The sequence below is a fragment of the Chryseobacterium luquanense genome (assembly GCF_026460945.1).
GTDB lineage: Bacteria > Bacteroidota > Bacteroidia > Flavobacteriales > Weeksellaceae > Chryseobacterium > Chryseobacterium luquanense.
This window is the reverse complement of sequence record NZ_JAOVZV010000015.1, coordinates 256,742-275,333: the sequence shown is the minus strand read 5'-3', so window position 1 is coordinate 275,333 and position 18,592 is coordinate 256,742. Positions and strand designations below refer to the sequence as shown.

The 18,592-nt window shown below is 35.3% G+C and carries 17 protein-coding genes; 15 read left to right on the top strand and 2 right to left on the bottom strand.

Features of this window, described 5'->3' with window-relative positions:
* The first annotated feature begins 12 nt into the window (after positions 1–12).
* Positions 13–1,287, top strand: coding sequence for a DUF6080 domain-containing protein (locus OEA66_RS13960; RefSeq protein ID WP_267281948.1), 1,275 nt, complete (start codon positions 13–15; stop codon positions 1,285–1,287).
* 52 nt (positions 1,288–1,339) lie between these two features.
* Here the strand turns inward: OEA66_RS13960 and OEA66_RS13955 are convergent, their stop codons facing one another.
* Complete coding sequence (locus OEA66_RS13955) at positions 1,340–1,876, bottom strand: SPOR domain-containing protein (protein WP_267281947.1); 537 nt, start codon at positions 1,874–1,876, stop codon at positions 1,340–1,342.
* A gap of 184 nt (positions 1,877–2,060) precedes the next feature.
* On the opposite strand from OEA66_RS13955, the gene OEA66_RS13950 reads away from it, so the two are divergent.
* The 12 genes from OEA66_RS13950 to ypfJ all read left to right on the top strand — a co-directional run bounded on the left by OEA66_RS13950 (position 2,061) and on the right by ypfJ (position 15,709).
* Positions 2,061–3,419, top strand: coding sequence for a c-type cytochrome (locus tag OEA66_RS13950; RefSeq protein WP_267281946.1), 1,359 nt, complete (start codon positions 2,061–2,063; stop codon positions 3,417–3,419).
* A gap of 23 nt (positions 3,420–3,442) precedes the next feature.
* The gene (locus tag OEA66_RS13945; RefSeq protein WP_267281945.1) at positions 3,443–6,505 is read left to right on the top strand and encodes a TAT-variant-translocated molybdopterin oxidoreductase; all 3,063 of its coding nucleotides are present in this window, start codon (positions 3,443–3,445) and stop codon (positions 6,503–6,505) included.
* A gap of 29 nt (positions 6,506–6,534) precedes the next feature.
* Entirely contained in the window at positions 6,535–7,932 is a 1,398-nt protein-coding gene (nrfD, locus tag OEA66_RS13940; RefSeq protein WP_267263836.1) for an NrfD/PsrC family molybdoenzyme membrane anchor subunit, read from the top strand.
* Positions 7,919–8,440: a DUF3341 domain-containing protein gene (locus OEA66_RS13935; protein ID WP_267263837.1), complete on the top strand. Its 522-nt coding sequence runs from the start codon at positions 7,919–7,921 to the stop codon at positions 8,438–8,440. Before nrfD ends, OEA66_RS13935 begins: the two co-directional genes overlap by 14 nt.
* Positions 8,433–9,125 carry a c-type cytochrome gene (locus OEA66_RS13930; RefSeq protein WP_267281944.1) on the top strand — a complete coding sequence of 231 codons (693 nt, stop codon included), beginning with the start codon at positions 8,433–8,435 and terminating at the stop codon, positions 9,123–9,125. Before OEA66_RS13935 ends, OEA66_RS13930 begins: the two co-directional genes overlap by 8 nt.
* Before the next feature lie 8 nt (positions 9,126–9,133).
* Positions 9,134–10,465, top strand: a complete 1,332-nt coding sequence (locus tag OEA66_RS13925) for a quinol:cytochrome C oxidoreductase (protein WP_267281943.1) — start codon at positions 9,134–9,136, stop codon at positions 10,463–10,465.
* Between the two features lie 139 nt (positions 10,466–10,604).
* A complete protein-coding gene (locus OEA66_RS13920) occupies positions 10,605–11,624 on the top strand; it encodes a hypothetical protein (RefSeq protein ID WP_267281942.1) in 1,020 nt (339 codons plus the stop codon).
* Positions 11,625–11,676: 52 nt separating this feature from the next.
* Entirely contained in the window at positions 11,677–12,864 is a 1,188-nt protein-coding gene (locus tag OEA66_RS13915; protein ID WP_267281941.1) for a hypothetical protein, read from the top strand.
* A 1-nt stretch (position 12,865) separates the two neighbouring features.
* Positions 12,866–13,402: an adenine phosphoribosyltransferase gene (locus tag OEA66_RS13910; protein ID WP_267281940.1), complete on the top strand. Its 537-nt coding sequence runs from the start codon at positions 12,866–12,868 to the stop codon at positions 13,400–13,402.
* A gap of 160 nt (positions 13,403–13,562) precedes the next feature.
* On the top strand, positions 13,563–14,273 hold the full coding sequence (locus OEA66_RS13905) for a YfgM family protein (protein ID WP_267281939.1): 711 nt from the start codon (positions 13,563–13,565) through the stop codon (positions 14,271–14,273).
* Between the two features lie 3 nt (positions 14,274–14,276).
* Positions 14,277–14,804, top strand: coding sequence for a 6,7-dimethyl-8-ribityllumazine synthase (gene ribH / locus OEA66_RS13900; RefSeq protein WP_267281938.1), 528 nt, complete (start codon positions 14,277–14,279; stop codon positions 14,802–14,804).
* Between the two features lie 47 nt (positions 14,805–14,851).
* The gene (ypfJ, locus tag OEA66_RS13895; protein ID WP_267281937.1) at positions 14,852–15,709 is read left to right on the top strand and encodes a KPN_02809 family neutral zinc metallopeptidase; all 858 of its coding nucleotides are present in this window, start codon (positions 14,852–14,854) and stop codon (positions 15,707–15,709) included.
* A 36-nt stretch (positions 15,710–15,745) separates the two neighbouring features.
* On the opposite strand, the gene OEA66_RS13890 is transcribed toward ypfJ, so the two are convergent.
* Positions 15,746–16,588: a GLPGLI family protein gene (locus tag OEA66_RS13890; RefSeq protein ID WP_267281936.1), complete on the bottom strand. Its 843-nt coding sequence runs from the start codon at positions 16,586–16,588 to the stop codon at positions 15,746–15,748.
* 145 nt (positions 16,589–16,733) lie between these two features.
* Between OEA66_RS13890 and OEA66_RS13885 the strand changes: the two genes are divergently transcribed.
* Positions 16,734–17,063: a HesB/IscA family protein gene (locus OEA66_RS13885; RefSeq protein WP_267281935.1), complete on the top strand. Its 330-nt coding sequence runs from the start codon at positions 16,734–16,736 to the stop codon at positions 17,061–17,063.
* A 66-nt stretch (positions 17,064–17,129) separates the two neighbouring features.
* Positions 17,130–18,578 (top strand): Fe-S cluster assembly protein SufB, encoded by a 1,449-nt coding sequence (sufB, locus tag OEA66_RS13880; protein ID WP_267281934.1) that lies wholly within the window; start codon positions 17,130–17,132, stop codon positions 18,576–18,578.
* Positions 18,579–18,592: the final 14 nt, after the last annotated feature.

The window sequence follows — 18,592 nt, the reverse complement described above, 5'->3', positions numbered from 1 at the left end:
AAATTATAATCTGTGTCTTTAAAATCTAAATTTTTAAACTTTTTCAAAATCGTTTTTCCTTCTTCCTTCGCAGAATTGGGAATTTTCATCTTCTTTCTTATTGCATACGGAGCTTTGGGAAGTTATTTTGCTCAACATTATCGTATTATTTTTGACGCAAGAATTCCTTGGGACGGATATTTCAGTTTTGATAACAAAGCCATCGTTATGACCGGCGGAAGTTTCGAAAGACACCCTCTTTCCTATTATTTTTTCAATTGGATTAGAGAATTGGCATTTTATATTTCAAATGGAAAAACAGGAAGTAATTTCAGGCTGACATTAGCTTGGCTAAGTAATATTACCATTAGTTTAAGTTTAATTCAGGTTTATAAATATTTAAAAAACATTGTTCAGCTTCCGATTGGTTTAAATCTTTTGATTGTTGCTTTTTTTAGTGTTTTTTCGACCAACATTTTACTTTCTTTCACTCCGGAAACCTATACTTACACTTTATTTCTATTGGTTTTATTCAATTATTACACTGCTGTTAAATTTAAAAAAGATAAAAAAATTGCAGGCTCTGCTCTAGCTTTGGCGGGAGTTACTATTGGAGGATTAACGGTAACCAATATTGTTAAAGTTTTTATTCCCATTATTTTTGAAAAAGGACTTTTTAAAAGCTGGAAAAAGTTCGGAAATGCAACACTCAGAGTTTTGCTGACTTGCGCGGCTTTCATAGCACTTTATCTTTACAGAATTGATTTCAAATACACCAATATCCTTTCAAAATCGGGAGAACAATATGAAAAATTTTCTAATGTAAAATCTACTCCGACCTGGGACATGATTTACTCGTATTTTTTTGGTGGAAGCATTCTTTTTCCGAGTTTTTTTATTCGTGAAAAACATAATATGAAAGGTTTTTATTACAAAGCTATCTTCATGGATGTTTACACTTCAATAATACCTTACATTTTTATTGGGTTACTTTTATTACTGATTTTATGGAGTTATTTTAAAAATTTCAAGAACAAATTAGTTCAGATTTTAATGATTTCACTTTTAGTAGACGTTTTAATTCATTGCGTTTTCAGATTCGGACTTCACACTTCATACATTTACGGTGGCCATTTTATTTTTGTCTTTCCGCTTTTGTTGGGATGGCTGTTTTTTTCATACCGAGATTCACCAAAAATGATGTCATTTTTCACATCAGTTCTTGGAGTCATGCTGGTTTATTTACTGTTCAACAATTATATGAGAATGTGGGAATTTTTTGAATTTGTCAATCAATTTTACAGATAAAAAAAGGCTGAGAATATTTTTCTCAGCCTTTAATTTTTATAATATTTAAACCTTATTTTGCCTCTGCACAAAAAACTCTGTACTGAATAGGAGTTGCAGATTTAAAGTACTCTTTTACTCTGGCTAAATCACTTGCAGCACTCTGTTTTGAGAAATAACTTCCTGCTAAAATCTTATAATTGGGTCTCAATGAAGCATCGGTTTCAACTTTAAGATTTGGGAATCTTTTTCTAAAATAGGCTTTAACTTCATTCGCTTCTTCATTACTTTTCACGGTTGTGATTTGAATTTTGAAACCTAAAATTCTTGGGTTTTTTCTACAAATTTCAGCATTCGTCAATTCTCTGCTTGGAACATAAATTTTTGTTGGTTTTGAAGGCATATCATCATCAAATCCGGTAGAGACTTTAGTTGCAGTTGTTTTTGCACATCGGTCTTCAATTGAAGCTAAAGCATCATTCACTCTAGAATCCATTGTAATGACCAACTCTGTTCCGGATAAGGTATCTCTCTTTACAATTTGCTGTGCTTCAAGAGTATAAAATCCCATAAGAGCTAATACTGAAAATATTTTGATCAAATTTTTCATTTAAACTTGTTTCCGCAAAGTTATGATAATTTAAAAAATACAGCAAACACAGTTATTTAGAATAGTTACAAATTAAAGCTATATGACATTTTACCTTTTGTTAAAGCCGTTAAATTCTTCTTAAAAATATTATTTTTGCGGGATTGATTACACATTCAATATTTACTAACATAAGATAATTTAAATGATTAGTTGGAGAAAGCATTATAAAAAAGGGCTGATTGCGATAGGTTTATTGCTATCAACAAGTGCTTCAATTTACGGGCAAGACGGCGATCCTAAAAATGGTGAAAAACTTTTTAAGGCAAACTGTACAGCATGTCACGCTTTAGACAAACAAGTAGTGGGACCTGCGCTGAAAGGTGTAGTAGCAAGACTTAAAACTGAGCAAGGACTTGATACAGATTGGCTTCACAAGTGGATTAAAGACAACGTAGCATTGAGGGCTTCTGGTGACAAGTATGCTAATGAAGTTTTTGAGAAGAATAACAAAACTGTTATGCAGCAATTTCCGAATCTTTCAGATAAGGATATTGACGATATTTTAGCATATACAACTAATCCTCCTGAGCCGGCTCCTCCAGTTGATGACAAAAAAACTTCTACTGTTGATACGGCAAATGCAGCACCTGCAAACAATACGACTTCAAGTATTGTAATCATTTCACTTATTGCTATTGCTGGTCTTTTAGTTTGGATCTTAGTTAAACTGAGACAGTTAGTAAAACTAGGTCAGTCAGAAGATTTGGCTGGACTTAACGAAACAAGAGTAAAATCTTTCAGTGAAATTTACGAAAAGTACCACTTTATTGGTAAAGGAGCTTTGGCAATTCTTGCTATTTTAGCGACTTACGGTATTTGGAACTGGATTATGTGGATTGGTGTTTACAAAGGTTATAAGCCTGAGCAACCGATTTACTTCTCTCACAAAATTCACGCTGGAGAAAACAAAATCGACTGTCAACTGTGTCACTCAAGTGCTAAATACGGTAAAGTGTCTGAAATTCCTTCTATGAACGTTTGTATGAACTGTCACAGGTCTATTTCTGAATACAACGGTAAATACATTGAGCCAGGAAAAGACAAAGCATTCTACGACGGAGAAATCCAGAAGATATATGCTGCAACGGGTTGGGATTCTGAAAAACAACAATACACAGGCAAAACAACTCCTGTAGAATGGACAAGAATTCACAATATGCCGGATTTCGTTTACTTCAACCACTCTCAACACGTAGTAGCAGGTGAGCAAGCGATTATCAATTCTTTCAACAAGAAAAATCCAGACAACAAAATCGACGTAGTTTGTAAAGCTTGTCACGGAAAAATCGATACAATGAACGTTGTACAAATGGCAAACGATTTCACTATGGGATGGTGTATCGAATGTCACAGAACAACCGAAATTGATATGAACAACGGTTATAATAAAGAATACTTCAAAAATCTACACGAAAAGCTTAAAAAGCAATACCCGAAAGATGGTGGTAAAATCACTGTAGATGCAATTGGAGGTCTTGAGTGTGGTAAATGTCATTATTAATAACTAAAAAATTAGAAGTATAAATGGCTTCAAACAAAATACAATTTAGAAGTATTCACGAACTTAAAGACCCTGCCTTAAACGGTAAGCTGGCTCTTAAAGAGTTCCAAGAAGAAATTCCGGTAGAAGATTTCCTAGAAGGTGCCGAAAAAACTGACGGTACATCCAGAAGAGATTTCCTGAAATTATTAGGTTTCTCTACAGCAGCAGTAACTTTGGCTGCTTGTGAAGCTCCGGTAATCAAAACGATTCCTTACGTAGTAAAACCACATGAAATTATTCCTGGGGTTCCAAATTTCTACGCTTCAACATATTTTGATGGTTTCGACTTCGCAAGTGTTTTAGTAAAAACAAGAGAAGGTAGACCAATCAAAATCGATCCGAATCCGGCAGCTGGAGATTTAGGTAAAACTAATGCAAGAGCTCAGGCAAGTGTACTTTCACTTTATGACAATGATAAAGTAAAGCAACCAAAACTTGACGGTAAAGACGAAACTTTCGACAAAGTAGATGATTTCGTTTTGAAAGGATTAAATGAAGCTCAGTCTGCAGGTAAAAAGATTGTTCTTTTATCTCAGTCTTTCGCTTCACCTACATTCAAAAAATTATTTGCTGAATTTAAAGCGAAATATCCTACAGCTGAATTAGTAACTTATGATGCTTTCCCTTATTCTGCAGCATTAGATGCAGCTCAGGAAGTTTTCGGACAAAGAGCATTGCCGGTTTACGATCTTAAAGGTTCTGAATTGGTTGTTGCATTCCAAGCTGATTTCTTAGGAGACTATAATGCAGCTAGCCTAGAAACTTCTTACGCAGCAGCAAGAGTTCCGGGAGCAACGATGTTGAGACACATTCAGGTTGAATCTAATATGTCTTTGACTGGTGCAAACTCGGATTCAAGATACAGAGTAAAACCAAGTGATGTAAACAAAGCTTTGGTTGAAGTTTACAACGCTATCGTTGCAGGAGCTAACCCAACAAGTAAAGTTGCTACTGAAATCGTAAAAGAATTAAAAGCTAAAGGCAGCAAAGCTGTTGTTTTAGCTGATGGTTCTAAAGGAGCACAGGTTTTAGCACACTTAATTAACCAAAAGTTAGGTTCAGTTGCTTTCACAGGTAAAGCAAACTTCTTAAAAGAATTTGACAAGGCAAGATATCAGGAATTTTTAGGATGGGTAAATGCAGGACAAGTTGGAGTATTGATTACAAACAACGTTGACCCTATTTATTCTCACCACAAAGGGCAGGATTTCAAAAAATCTTTGACTAAAGTTCCTTACGTAATTGCAGTTACAGATAAGAAAAACGAAATGTATAAAGCAGCGAAAGCTGTAATTCCTGTAGCTCACTGGCTAGAATCTTGGGGTGATATGGAACCTCAGACGGGTGTTTATACATTAATGCAGCCAACGATCCAGAAAATCTATAAATCAAGACAGATTGAAGAATCTCTATTGGTTTGGAAAAATGGTAAAAATAGTGCTGCTAACAATTATTATGATTATTTAAAAGCTAATTCGGCTTCTGTTTTAGGTGGAACATCTTTCAACAAAGCTTTATACAACGGTATTATAGCTTCTGCTAATGCAACTACTTTATCTTATACAGGTGGTAATGGTGCTCAAGCTGTTGCAGAATTAGGAAACTTTAAAGCATCAGATTTAGAATTAGTTCTTTATACTAAGACTTCAATTGGTGACGGTACTCAGGCAAACAACCCTTGGTTGCAGGAATTACCAGATCCATTGACAAGAATGTCTTGGGATAATTATTTGACAATGTCTCCAAAAGACGCTGAAAGATTAGGAATAGACAATGATCTTAATGCAAGAATGCAGTTAGACGGTTCTATTGTAAATCTTACAGTAAACGGAGTAAAAATAGAAAATGTACCTGTATTTATTCAGGCAGGACAAGCTGACGGATCCGTTGGTTTAGCTTTAGGATACGGTAAAAAAGATTCAGGAGCAACTGCAGATACAGGGGTAAACGCTTATCCTTTATTTGATGGTTCAAACTTGGTAATTTCTAATGTTTCTTTAGAAAAGACAGGTGAAGATCACGAGTTTGCAGGAGTACAGCTTCAGAATACATTAATGGGACGTTATGATATCGCTAAAGAAGTTCCTTTGGCCGACTTTATAAACGTTGCATTTGACGATGAGCATAAAGGATGGAACAAGCCTTTGGAATATCACACAATTAGCGGAGCACTTCCAGCAGGTAAAATTGACCTTTGGGATGCTTTCGATGATACAGATGGTCCTCACTTTAACTTATCCGTAGACTTGAACTCTTGTACTGGTTGTGGAGCATGTATTATTGCTTGTCAAGCAGAAAACAATGTTCCTGTTGTAGGTAAAGAAGAAATCAGAATGTCTAGAGATATGTTCTGGTTGAGAATTGACCGTTATTATTCTTCTAAACAAGATCTAACTGTTTATGAGGGATTAGCACAAGGAAAAGCAGTTCCAGAACTTTACGGAAGTAGCGTTTTAGGAATTGAAGGAGCTTTAGAAAATCCTGCAGAAAACCCAGATGTTATCTTCCAGCCAGTAATGTGTCAGCACTGTAACCACGCTCCATGTGAAACTGTTTGTCCAGTAGCGGCAACTTCTCACAGTAAGCAAGGTCAAAACCACATGGCTTACAACAGATGTATCGGTACAAGATATTGTGCAAACAACTGTCCTTACAAAGTAAGAAGATTCAACTGGTTTACATATAACCTAAATGACAAGTTCGATTTCAATATGAATAACGATCTTGGAAGAATGGTACTGAACCCGGATGTTGTTGTAAGAACAAGAGGGGTAATGGAGAAATGTTCATTATGTATCCAGGAAACTCAAGCAACAATTTTGAATGCTAAGAGAGAAAACAGAAAGGTAACAGACACTGAGTTCCAGAACTCTTGTGCTTGTGCAGCGGCATGTTCTACAGGAGCAATGCAGTTTGGAGATATGAATGATAAAGAATCTTCAGTTAGAAAACTATATTCTAGCAACAGAAGATATCATTTACTTGAAGAGATCGGAACAAAACCAAATGTGTTCTATCATACTAAAGTAAGAAACAGAGTATAAATAAAGTTTAAATAATAAATAGGTAAAAAATGTCAGGACATTACGAAGCTCCGATAAGGGAACCTCTGATTATTGGTCACAAAACTTATCACGATATCACAGAAGATATTGCACGACCTATCGAAGAAAGAGCAGGAAAATTATGGTGGATCTCACTATATGCAGCCTTAGTTCTATTCATCTACGGATTCGGCTGTATCGCCTACACTATCGGAACAGGTATTGGAGCATGGGGGCTTAACAGAACTATTAACTGGGGTTGGGATATTACCAACTTCGTATGGTGGGTAGGTATCGGTCACGCCGGAACACTTATCTCCGCAGTATTATTATTATTTAGACAGCGTTGGAGAATGTCTGTAAACCGTTCAGCGGAAGCAATGACAATCTTCGCAGTTGTACAGGCAGCAATCTTTCCACTTATTCACATGGGTAGAGTTTGGGTAGGATATTGGGTATTCCCTCTTCCTAACCAGTTTGGTTCACTTTGGACTAACTTCAACTCTCCTCTACTTTGGGACGTATTTGCAATCTGTACTTATTTCTCAGTATCAACAGTATTCTGGTTTATCGGTTTGATTCCTGACTTTGCAATGATCAGAGACAGAGCTAAAACTCCTTGGACTAAGAAGATTTATACATTCCTGGCATTTGGTTGGGGTGGTAAAGCAAAACACTGGCAGAGATTCGAAGAAGTATCTTTGGTTCTTGCAGGTTTGGCAACTCCGCTTGTATTCTCAGTACACACTACTGTATCTTTTGACTTCGCAACTTCGGTTATTAAAGGATGGCACTCTACGATCTATCCTCCTTACTTCGTTGCTGGAGCAATCTTCTCAGGATTTGCAATGGTCCAAACACTATTGTTAATCGCTAGAAAAGTTTGTCACCTTGAAGATTACATCACAATGTATCATATCGAAATTATGAACATCGTAATTGTATTAACAGGTGGTATGGTAACTGTAGCTTATGCAACTGAATATTTCATCGGATGGTACTCTGGTTCAAGATATGAAGACTTTACTTATCTTTCTCCAGGTGCTGCTGTTGGACCTTATTGGTGGGCTTTCTGGGCATTGATTATTTGTAACCTTGTTATTCCAGCATTATTCTGGTTTAAAAAAGTAAGAACAAATATTATTGCAACATTTATCATCGCATTAATCATCAACATCGGTATGTGGTTTGAGCGTTTCGACATCATCGTTATCAACCTTTCAAGAGATTACTTACCTGGTTCTTGGACGATGTTTAAACCAACAATTATTGATGTAGGTGTATATTTAGGGACAATCGGATTCTTCTCTGTATTATTCTTACTATACGCAAGAACATTCCCTGTAATTGCACAGGCCGAATTAAAATCGATTTTGAAAATCTCAGGTGAAACATATAAAGTAAAAGAAGGAGATGAGCACCACTAAAATTGTATACGGACTTTATGCGGACGACGACGATCTAATGAACGGCGTTAAAGCATTCAACGATAAAGGGATTGCAATAAACGAAGTTTATACACCATTTCCTGTTCACGGGCTAGACAAAGCTTTAGGTTTAAAGAAAACTAGAATTTCTGATGCTGCTTTTATCTACGCACTTTATGGAGTTTCTATCGGTTTGACGGTTACTTGGTATATTATGAATCATGACTGGGCTCAAAATATTGGTGGTAAACCGTCTTTTAGCTGGGTAAATAACTTCCCTGCTTTTATTGACCCAATGTTTGAATTAATGGTATTCTGTTGTGCTCACTTGATGTCTTTGACTTTCTTTGTAAGAAATAAAATGTATCCTGCTGCACCAGCTCAAAACCCAGATCCGAGAACTACAGATGATAAATTTCTTATGGAATTCATTACTGAAGATGTAGAATCTGTAAAACAGTTGCTAATTGAAACCGGAGTAGAAGAAATAACTGTTAAAGATGCTTAAAATGAAAAAGAATGTATTAAAAATTACAGCAATTTTAGGTTTAACTACAGTTTTACTTAATTCTTGCGGACCGAATGAAAATGCACCTCTAGTTTATTTTCCGGATATGTATTTCCCAGTGGCATACGATCCGTTGATGAAAGCTCAGGATGCTTATTCAGATCATGAAAATGAAATTCCTGCATTTGTAAAAAACAACGGTGCAACTGGTCTTTCTCCTGTAGAAGGTTCAGTAGCTCAAAATAAAGATGGTGTATTCGAGGAAAGCAAACTTCCAAAAACACCGGACGAATATAACACTGGTTACGACGCTTCAAAAGCAATCAGCACTTCTCCACTAAATCCTGCAAATGCAGCTAAAGATATAGAAAGAGGTAAAATGCTTTTTGATCGTACTTGTTCAGCTTGTCACGGAACTGGTGGTGACGGACAAGGACCAATTGTACAAAGTGGGGCTTATTCTGGTGTACCGAATTATGCAGACAGAGAAATCACTGTAGGATCTGTACACTATGTATTAACAAACGGTAGAAATGCGATGGGATCTTATGCAGGACAATTGAATGCAGGAGACAGATGGAGAGTGGCAATGTATGTAATGAATGCTTTTAAAAAGAACGCAGCTCCAGCTCCGGCAGCAGCAGCGACTCCAGCAACCACTGAGACTACCGAAACTAAAAAATAAGAAAAGAAATGTATAGTTTTTCACCAAAATTAAAATCAACTTCTATAATCCTTCTTGTTGTAGGTGTAGTTCTTTTTGCTGCAGGTTTCTTTTTAAATAGAGGACTTTCTACAGAAAAAATTGAGCATATGATGGAAGCAGTACATTCTGCAGGTCATACTTCTCCTACACACTCTAGCGAAATGATTGGGCCTCAAGATCACACTGCTCATTTAGAGCATGCAGAAATGCAGGTTCACAATCAGCCATTAGCTTCACTTCACTTTGTAGCAGTATTTTTCTTCGGAGTAAGTGCAGCAGTATTATTTTTCTACTGTATTCAGCACGCCGCTCACGCAGGATGGCCAATCATTATTACAAGAGTAATGGAAGCTATTGCTTCTTATATTCCTTGGGGTGGTGCAATTTTAATTATCATTATGATTCTTAACATTACACACAACGGGCATCTTTTCCATTGGATGGATCCTGAATTGACAGATCCAGAATCTGGTCACTTTGATGTGATCTTATACGAAAAGAAAAAATTCTTAAATATTCCTTTCTACGCAATCAGAACGATTATTTATGTAGTAGGAGCATCTTTCTTCGCTTGGAAGCTTAAAGCTCAGTCTAAGAAAGTAGATGATACTAAATCTCTAGTAGAATATCAGTTCCTTTACAGGTGGGCTGTAGGATATATTGCATTCTTCGGATTTGCTTCTGCATCTTGGGCTTGGGATTGGTTGATGTCTATTGACCCTCACTGGTACTCTACAATGTATATTTGGTATTCAATGGTAAGTTGTTTATCTAGTGGTATTGCAGTAATCATTTTATTAAGTGTTTATCTTAAGAAAAACGGTTTCTTACCACAGTTTAATGACAATCACTTGCACGATTTAGGAGTTTTCCTTTTCGCTACAAGTTTACTTTGGACGTATACTTGGTTTGCACAGTTCATGCTTTATTGGTATGCTAACGTACCGGAAGAAGTAAATTATTTCTTCGGAAGATTTCAGCATTACTCTCCAACATTCTTACCAATGCTAGTTGTAAACTTTGTATTACCATTATTAGTATTAGTAAGTAGTAGCGTTAAGAGAAACTATAAAGTAGTAACCGTTATGGCAATTGTAGTAATCTGCGGTCATATCTTAGATTACTTCAACATGGTAATGCCGGGAACAGTAGGACCTTACTGGAATACTCCTGAAGTATTATTATTAGTTTTAGGTTCTATCTTATTTGTAGTTGGATTGTTTATGTTTACAGTGCTTTCAGCATTAACTAAGCTTAAATTGATTCCTACAGGTAACCCTTACTTACACGAATCTGAAATTTATGAGTATCCTTTCTAAGGACTTGTAACAAAATATATTTGAAAAAGACTGATTATTAAAAATCAGTCTTTTTTTATTTTAAACAGGCAACCTTTTTAAAAATTCGTTGTCTTAATAATAGACTTAATTCCTTAACTTTTTTAAATAAATTAAAACCATGAAAAAATCGCATCTACTAAATTTTCTATTCATTATTTTCTTCAGCATCTTTAATGCCCAAAGCATCAGTTTTGTTTCTGAAAAAACAGGACAGCCATTACCAAAAGTTGCAGTTTTTGGAAAAGAAGGAAATATTTTAGCGACCTCAGACATCGACGGAAAAATTGAAAAATCTACTCTTTCACAAGATCAGGAAAAATTTCAGTTGGTTTATGATAACATTTCAATTGCTACTTTATCATTTAACGAAATCAACAAAGATGTTGTAAAACTGAATGACCGAGTAAAAGAAATCGAAGCGGTTGTCATTAAAAATAATAAACCCGCAAAATATGTTTTTGTAAAAGGAAACTTCAATGCTTATCTAACAGTAAACGGTAAATTGAATTGTTATATGGATGGAATTGCAACCTATGTTTTTGATAATAAAACAAAAAAACTGAAAAGCACAAACGTGCAACAATATAGAGTTTTCAGGTTAGAAAATCCGTCAACCGACAGAAAGCAAACCGGACTTTTAGATTACAACGCATTTTTAGACCTTCCGAAACTACCGAATGTTGGAAATATTGAAGAATATAAAAATAAAAAAGCTACCATCAAAGAGCTGAAAGGAAAAACAAAAGACGAAATAGAAATCAGTGGAAGTGCTTTACAGGAAAAAGAAATGGCTCTTTTTGGGTATAGACTTTATGATATTAAAGCACTGATTAACCATTCTTACGAAAAAGACTCTAAAAAAGATTTGAGAGATTTCTTAGAATCAAACGAGATCGGTTACATCAAATTTAAACATAAAAGCGAACCCGATTACAACCAACTTATTTCATACAAAAATTTTTATCCCACAGAATTAGACTTCCGTGATGATAATGATGTTGAAAATAAAGTTAAATTAAATAAAAACAACAGCAACTATTCATCAAATTATTGGCAGGATGCTTCTTTCCCAAATATGCAGGCAATTTTCTCTTCATTCTTTAAGGATGATTTGAAGGAAAAAGAAAACAAAAAATAAAAAATCTTTATTAATAAAGGTTTTACTAAATTTGCCATAAACCATAATTAAAATGAAAAAGTTTTCTTTGCTACTCATGTTCAGCCTGTTACTTTTTACGTCATGTAAAAAAGACAGCGTAGATGCAACTACAACCCAGACTTTACAGTCGAGTATCAACGATATGGCATCGAGTCTTACCACAATTAAGCAAATCAAATTCAACGAAGCGCTTTATATTCTAAAAACTTTTGGTGTAGAAGCAGAAGGTGATGTAAACGAATTAAAAGCTTTAGGTCAATTGATCAACGGTAAAAAAGTACCCGAAATTTTGTCTTTAGCAGATCAGGTTGCACAACAAAACGGTATTGAATGGGCAAGTACAGCTCCACCGTCATTAGGTGAAATGAATATTTTCGGGGATGATAAAGCTAAAGAAAGTGATCCGAATGACGTAAGAGCAAGTTCGTTAAGTATTCTTACCCAACTTTCTGGCGATACAGGAAATGGCCCTACTGCAATTCAAATCGTACCAAGATTGGTTGACAACTCAGGAAATCCGATTGCATTTACAGGCGCTGGTTTAGAAACAACTTTAGAAGTTTTCAGCAATGGTATGAAGCTTTCAACGGCTAAAAACTTAATGCAGGATAACAATTTTAAAGGTTTTAACCTTAAATTTTCATCTTTATTGGCTTCAAAAATTGTTGATAACAAAATTGATATAACAGTTTCTGTAAAAACAACTGGGAAAACATTTAAAATGTCTAAAATTGGTTTAGATGTAAATCCTTCAGCTTTAAAAGTTCCTGAAGTACCAAAAACGGACTCAACAATGATTAACCAAGATCCGAATGCAGTAATTGATCCGAGTAATCCAACTCCTCCAACTACAGGAACAGATCCAGCAACAACGACACCTGCGACACCAAAACAACCAACTGCAGATCCGAAAAATACCGTAAACAAATTTTTAAATAATGTAAGCTCACAGAATTTAAAAGCGGCATTCGATTCATCAAGCAACCCAAGTTGGGGAACTTACGAGTCTTTCTCAAATCCTACTTCAGGTTTTGGAGCGATTAAAAACGTAAGTGTAAAAAATGTTACAACAAATGCTTCAAATGCAAATTCATCAAGCGTAAATGCAACGTACGATGTAACAGATAAAAATGGGAGAACGACATCTTTAAAGGCAACTTTTGGTCTTAAAAATGTAAACGGAGAATGGAAAATTTCAAGTTATAAGATTAATCCATAAAATGGCATCGCAGGAACTCATTTCAAAGCTTGAAGCAACCATAGAAAATATCGCTGACTTTCCTATTCCGGGAATTCAGTTTAAAGATATTTCATCGATTTTTCTTGATCCTAAATTGTATGAAGAAGTAATTGAAGATTTGGTAAAATTCAGCAAAGGAAAAGTAGATGCAGTCTGTGGTATTGAAAGTCGTGGCTATCTTTTCGGAATTGCAATAGCAGTCGCTTTAGAAGTTCCGTTTATCTTAATTAGGAAGAAAGGAAAGCTTCCACCACCGATTATTTCAGAAAAATATGATTTGGAATATGGAAGCGCAGAAATAGAAACCAGAGAAGGGCAGATAAAAAAAGGACAGCGAATTTTAATTCATGATGATCTTTTAGCAACCGGAGGAACAACAGAAGCTGCTGCAAAATTGGTAAAAAAACAAGGTGCAGAAGTAGTACAGTTCAGTTTTTTAATTGGCTTGAAAGATTTGAAAGGCGAAGAAAAACTTAAAAAATTCAATGCTGAAATCTATCACACTTTAGAATATTAAATCTAGAATGAAAAAGTGAAGAAATGCTACAATAACTGTTTTAACAATTAATAATTGGCAAATCATTTTACTTTTTTAAATAAAATCAACAATCCCCTGCAAAGTATTTTGTAAATCACTCAGAAACAATTAAATTTGCAGTTCAATTTTTAAAAAATTTATGGCAAAATTGGGAAAGAATGCTCCAAACGAGCAAGAAGGCAAAGAAACAGTGGAATTCTTTAAAGACCTTGATAGAGAGGCTTTAAACACAGAAAGATTCCTAGAAAAATATCAAAAACCATTAAGTGCCGTATTTATAGGTTTGGTTGTTGGAGTTTTAGCTTATTTCGGGTACCAACAGTTTGTGGTTGCTCCAAATAATGCTGAAGCTGTAAAAACGTATCTTACAGCACAAAAAAATCTTACAGAAGGTAAAGATAAAGAAGCTTTAGGTGGAAAATCTGCAGCAAACCCAGGTTTTTTAGGAACTTATAATGAATATTCTTCTACTAAAATAGGTAAACTTTCTGCTTACAACGCAGGCTTGCTTAAATTTAAAGAAGGAAAATATCAGGAAGCTTATGATCTTTTAGATAAATTTTCGTCTGACAACAAAACATTAACAGCAATGAAGTTTGGTGTAATGGCAGATGCAAAATCCGGTCTTAACAAAAATGATGAAGCTTTAGCATTATTAGACAAAGCTGCGACAGCATCTGATGACCCTTATACTTCTTATTATTTCACAAGAAAAGCTGGTATTGTAGCTTTAGGAATGAAGAAAAATGCAGAAGCTAAAAAATACTTCGCTACAATCGACGAAAAATATCAGGATTATGACAACGGAATGTCTGATTCTTATATCGAAATGACTAAATATTTAAATTAAAACATGGCAACAGTTAATCTTTCAGATTACAAGCCACTTAATATTACCAATGCCGAAGATTTTTCTATCGGCATTGTCTTTTCTGAGTGGAATGACTTTGTAACATACAATCTACGTGATGCAGCTTTAGAAATCCTTGAAAAAGAAGGTGTAAAAGCTGAAAATATAAAACAGTTTTCCGTTCCCGGAGCTTTTGAATTAAATTATGCAAGCATGCAACTCTGTAAGGAACGAAGTTTTGATGCAGTAATTGCCATCGGATGTGTCATCAGGGGAGAAACACCGCATTTTGATTTCGTTTGTGATGCAGTTGCACAGGGAATTAAAGACTGTAATATTTTAACCGATACTCCGACAATTTTCTGTGTTTTAACAGATGACACGAAAGAGCAGTCTATCGCAAGAAGTGGCGGAGATTTAGGAAACAAAGGCGTTGAAGCGGCAGTTACAGCCTTAAGCATGATCAATTTTAAAAGAAATCTTTCCGACAAGAAAGGAAATATTGGCTTTGGAAATTCTCAAAACAATTAATTTCTGATTCATTAAAATTTTTAACTTTACTTTAAAAATTACAAATTATGAAATGGACTGAAGACAGAAGTACTAACGTAGACGACAGACGTGGCTCTGGAGGCGGTGGAGGCGCAATTGTTGGTGGTGGATTAGGCACTATAATTATCGCAGCAATTGTATTTTTCTTAGGTGGAGATCCTTCTGCAATACTTTCTTCGGGAGGTGGAAGCGCTCCTCGTCAAACAGAAAAACGAGAATTAAGTCAAGGCGAACTGCAAATTGGAGAATTTGTAAAAATGGTTACTGCAGAGAACGAACAAACCTGGGCTCAGATTTTTAAAGATAACGGATTGCAATACAGACCTGCAAAAGTAGTTTTATTTGAAAGCGCAACTAACTCCGGTTGTGGAACTGCACAATCTGCAATGGGACCATTTTATTGTCCGGCAGATCAATCGGTTTATATGGATATGAGTTTTTTCAAGGAATTGCAGAAAAACTTTGGTGCTAAAGTTACCGAGTTTACTATCGCTTACGTAATGGCTCATGAAATGGGTCATCACGTACAAAATCTTTTGGGAACTTTAAACGAAACAGATAATGCAAGAAGAAGCGGCAGATATTCTGAAGCGCAATTGAATAAAATCTCTGTAGCAACAGAACTTCAGGCTGATTTTTATGCCGGACTTTGGGCTAAGTATTCTAATGAAAGAGAGCATTTTCTTGAGCCAGGAGATATAGACTCAGCAATTGAAGCAGCTGAAGCTGTTGGAGATGATAATATCCAAAAAAGATCTCAGGGATACGTAAATCAGGAAAGTTTTACACACGGTTCATCCGCACAACGAAAAGAATGGTTTATGAAAGGATATAATGCGACAAATATTAAACAGGGCGATACATTCAGCCAACTTTTAAGATAAAACAAAAAACCTGAAGAAGCTCTTCAGGTTTTTTTATTATTTCAATTCAATTGGATTGCTGTTATTTTTAGCTTCCTCTTTTACTCTTTCCTCCATTCTTTTTCTCATATCGGCTGGATTTTGATTTCCTCCACCTCCATTTCCTCTTGGGCCACCTCCTGCAAAACCTCCGCCTCCACGCTGACTATTCATAAAAGCAGAGGGATCACTTTTATATTTTTCTTGTTGCTTTACATAATCTGTTCTTTTTACTTTCACAACATTTCCGAAAGTATTCATTTCAGGGAAACCAGCGATTTTATAGTTTTTCATTAAATCAAAAGAATATTCGCCGGTAGAATCTTCTGCTTTTACAACCAAACCTGGAAGTCCGCTGAATTTATAAGGTCCGTCTTGATAAGGAAGATCTGTTGTAAACCAAGCTGTCCATTTTCTTCCACCAAAATCAGTTTCAGCTTTTTGCACTTTATAATCACCTATTTTTGTAGTTTCAGATGAAATTTTCCAATTTAAAGGACGATCTTCTTCGTAAGTATAAATATCTCTACCAATTCTATCTTTATAAGTCGTTTTCTGATCTTTTTTGTCTTTTTCAATGGAATAATTAATGATTGATCTTAAACCTTCCATTTGATCTCTGTTAAAACCTCTTCCTCCACCGCTTTGAAAATTCGCCCGCATCACAGAATCTCTTTTAATTCTGTTTTCAGAATAGAACATCGATTTATCTGCTGAAATGTCTAAATAAGCATTTTCAGTCTTAATATCATTCTTATCACTTGCATTTGGTTTCATTGTAACTTGATACACAAATCTGTTTGCTTGTGCAAAAGTGATTTGCGCTAATACTACCATAGCAAAAACACCAATTTTTTTCATTATTTTCTTGATTTATAGTTTTGATTTTAAATTTTAACCAAAGTTAAAGCATCGATGATAAAAATCGATAAAATAAAATCACCGATTTTTATTTACTGATTATTGTTCGTATTTTTGCAAGATTAAATCATTCTAAATTAATACAATGATAAAGGTTTCAGATCAGGCAAAGGTAAAAGCAGTTCAGCTGATGACAGAAGACGGCTTTAACCCTGCTGAAGATTATATAAGAGTTGGGGTAAAAAGTGGTGGTTGTTCAGGACTAGAGTATATGTTAGGTTTTGACAATAAGCAAAACGAAACAGACCAGATTTTTGAAGATAACGGAATAAAAATCGTTGTTGAAAAAAAATCTATACTTTACTTGGCAGGTACTACTTTAGAATATTCCGGAGGTTTGAATGGGAAAGGATTTATTTTTAATAATCCTAATGCATCCAGAACGTGTGGTTGTGGAGAGAGTTTTAGCTTATAATTAGACATTGGAAATATTGATTTGGAATTATCTAAATCTTAATTCTAATTTCTAAAATCTATTAAAATGAGTAAATATACTGAAGACGACTTAAGAGTCGATTTAGAAAATAAAAAATACGAATTCGGCTGGGAAACGAAGATCGATTACGAAGATTTCCCAACTGGTTTAAACGAAGACATCGTCCGTGCTATCTCTGCTAAAAAAGAAGAGCCGGAATGGATGACAGAATGGCGTTTGGAATCTTTCAAAATCTGGTTAAAAATGACGGAGCCGGAATGGGCTAACATCAAATATGAGAAACCGGATTTTCAGGCGATTAAATATTATGCTGCTCCAAAATCAAATCCACAACTAGAAAGTTTAGATGAAGTTGATCCTGAATTATTGGCAACTTTTGCCAAGTTAGGAATCAATATCGAAGAGCAGAAAAGACTTTCAAATGTTGCTGTAGATATCGTGATAGATTCTGTGTCCGTAAAAACAACGTTTCAGGATACCTTAGCAGAAAAAGGAATTATTTTCTGTTCGATTTCCGAAGCGATTAAGCATCATCCGGATTTGGTAAGAAAATATCTTGGAAAAGTAGTTCCTAGAGGCGATAATTTTTACGCAGCATTGAACTCCGCAGTATTTTCTGACGGAAGTTTCTGCTATATTCCAAAAGGCGTAAGATGTCCCATGGAATTATCAACTTATTTCCGTATTAATCAGTCTGGGACAGGTCAGTTTGAAAGAACGCTTGTCATTGCAGATGAGGGAAGTTATGTTTCTTACTTGGAAGGCTGTACAGCTCCGTCAAGAGATGAAAACCAGCTTCACGCTGCGGTTGTAGAATTGATTGCTTTGGATAATGCCGAAATTAAATATTCAACAGTTCAGAATTGGTATCCGGGAAATGAAGAAGGTAAGGGTGGAGTTTTCAACTTTGTAACCAAGAGAGGATTGTGCGAAACCAAAGCAAAAATCTCATGGACTCAGGTTGAAACAGGTTCTGCAGTAACATGGAAATATCCTTCATGTATTTTGAAAGGTGACGGTTCGATCGGTGAGTTTTACTCTATCGCCGTAACCAACAATCATCAGTATGCTGATACCGGTACAAAGATGATCCACATCGGTAGAAATACAAAATCAACGATTATTTCTAAAGGAATTTCTGCAGGAAAATCTCAAAATTCATACAGAGGATTGGTAAAAGTAATGCCTTCTGCAAAGGGAGCGAGAAACTTCTCACAGTGTGACTCATTACTGATGGGTAACGAATGTGGAGCGCATACTTTCCCTTATATTGAAATTAAAGATCCAACAGCTCAGCTGGAGCACGAAGCTACGACTTCAAAAATCGGTGAAGATCAGATTTTCTACTGTAACCAGAGAGGAATCGACACAGAAAGAGCAATTGCTTTAATTGTAAATGGTTTCAGTAAAGAAGTTTTAAATAAATTACCAATGGAGTTTGCCATCGAAGCTCAGAAATTATTGGAGATTTCTTTGGAAGGTTCTGTAGGATAGAATTTTGTAATTTT

Excerpts from the sequence above, each read along its gene's own strand:
- OEA66_RS13955 (WP_267281947.1), bottom strand. The coding sequence starts at position 1,876 with ATGAAAAATTTGATCAAAATATTTTCAGTATTAGCTCTTATGGGATTT.
- OEA66_RS13950 (WP_267281946.1), top strand. The coding sequence starts at position 2,061 with ATGATTAGTTGGAGAAAGCATTATAAAAAAGGGCTGATTGCGATAGGT.
- OEA66_RS13945 (WP_267281945.1), top strand. The coding sequence starts at position 3,443 with ATGGCTTCAAACAAAATACAATTTAGAAGTATTCACGAACTTAAAGAC.
- nrfD (WP_267263836.1), top strand. The coding sequence starts at position 6,535 with ATGTCAGGACATTACGAAGCTCCGATAAGGGAACCTCTGATTATTGGT.
- OEA66_RS13935 (WP_267263837.1), top strand. The coding sequence starts at position 7,919 with ATGAGCACCACTAAAATTGTATACGGACTTTATGCGGACGACGACGAT.
- OEA66_RS13930 (WP_267281944.1), top strand. The coding sequence starts at position 8,433 with ATGCTTAAAATGAAAAAGAATGTATTAAAAATTACAGCAATTTTAGGT.
- OEA66_RS13925 (WP_267281943.1), top strand. The coding sequence starts at position 9,134 with ATGTATAGTTTTTCACCAAAATTAAAATCAACTTCTATAATCCTTCTT.
- OEA66_RS13920 (WP_267281942.1), top strand. The coding sequence starts at position 10,605 with ATGAAAAAATCGCATCTACTAAATTTTCTATTCATTATTTTCTTCAGC.
- OEA66_RS13915 (WP_267281941.1), top strand. The coding sequence starts at position 11,677 with ATGAAAAAGTTTTCTTTGCTACTCATGTTCAGCCTGTTACTTTTTACG.
- OEA66_RS13910 (WP_267281940.1), top strand. The coding sequence starts at position 12,866 with ATGGCATCGCAGGAACTCATTTCAAAGCTTGAAGCAACCATAGAAAAT.
- OEA66_RS13905 (WP_267281939.1), top strand. The coding sequence starts at position 13,563 with ATGGCAAAATTGGGAAAGAATGCTCCAAACGAGCAAGAAGGCAAAGAA.
- ribH (WP_267281938.1), top strand. The coding sequence starts at position 14,277 with ATGGCAACAGTTAATCTTTCAGATTACAAGCCACTTAATATTACCAAT.
- ypfJ (WP_267281937.1), top strand. The coding sequence starts at position 14,852 with ATGAAATGGACTGAAGACAGAAGTACTAACGTAGACGACAGACGTGGC.
- OEA66_RS13890 (WP_267281936.1), bottom strand. The coding sequence starts at position 16,588 with ATGAAAAAAATTGGTGTTTTTGCTATGGTAGTATTAGCGCAAATCACT.
- OEA66_RS13885 (WP_267281935.1), top strand. The coding sequence starts at position 16,734 with ATGATAAAGGTTTCAGATCAGGCAAAGGTAAAAGCAGTTCAGCTGATG.
- sufB (WP_267281934.1), top strand. The coding sequence starts at position 17,130 with ATGAGTAAATATACTGAAGACGACTTAAGAGTCGATTTAGAAAATAAA.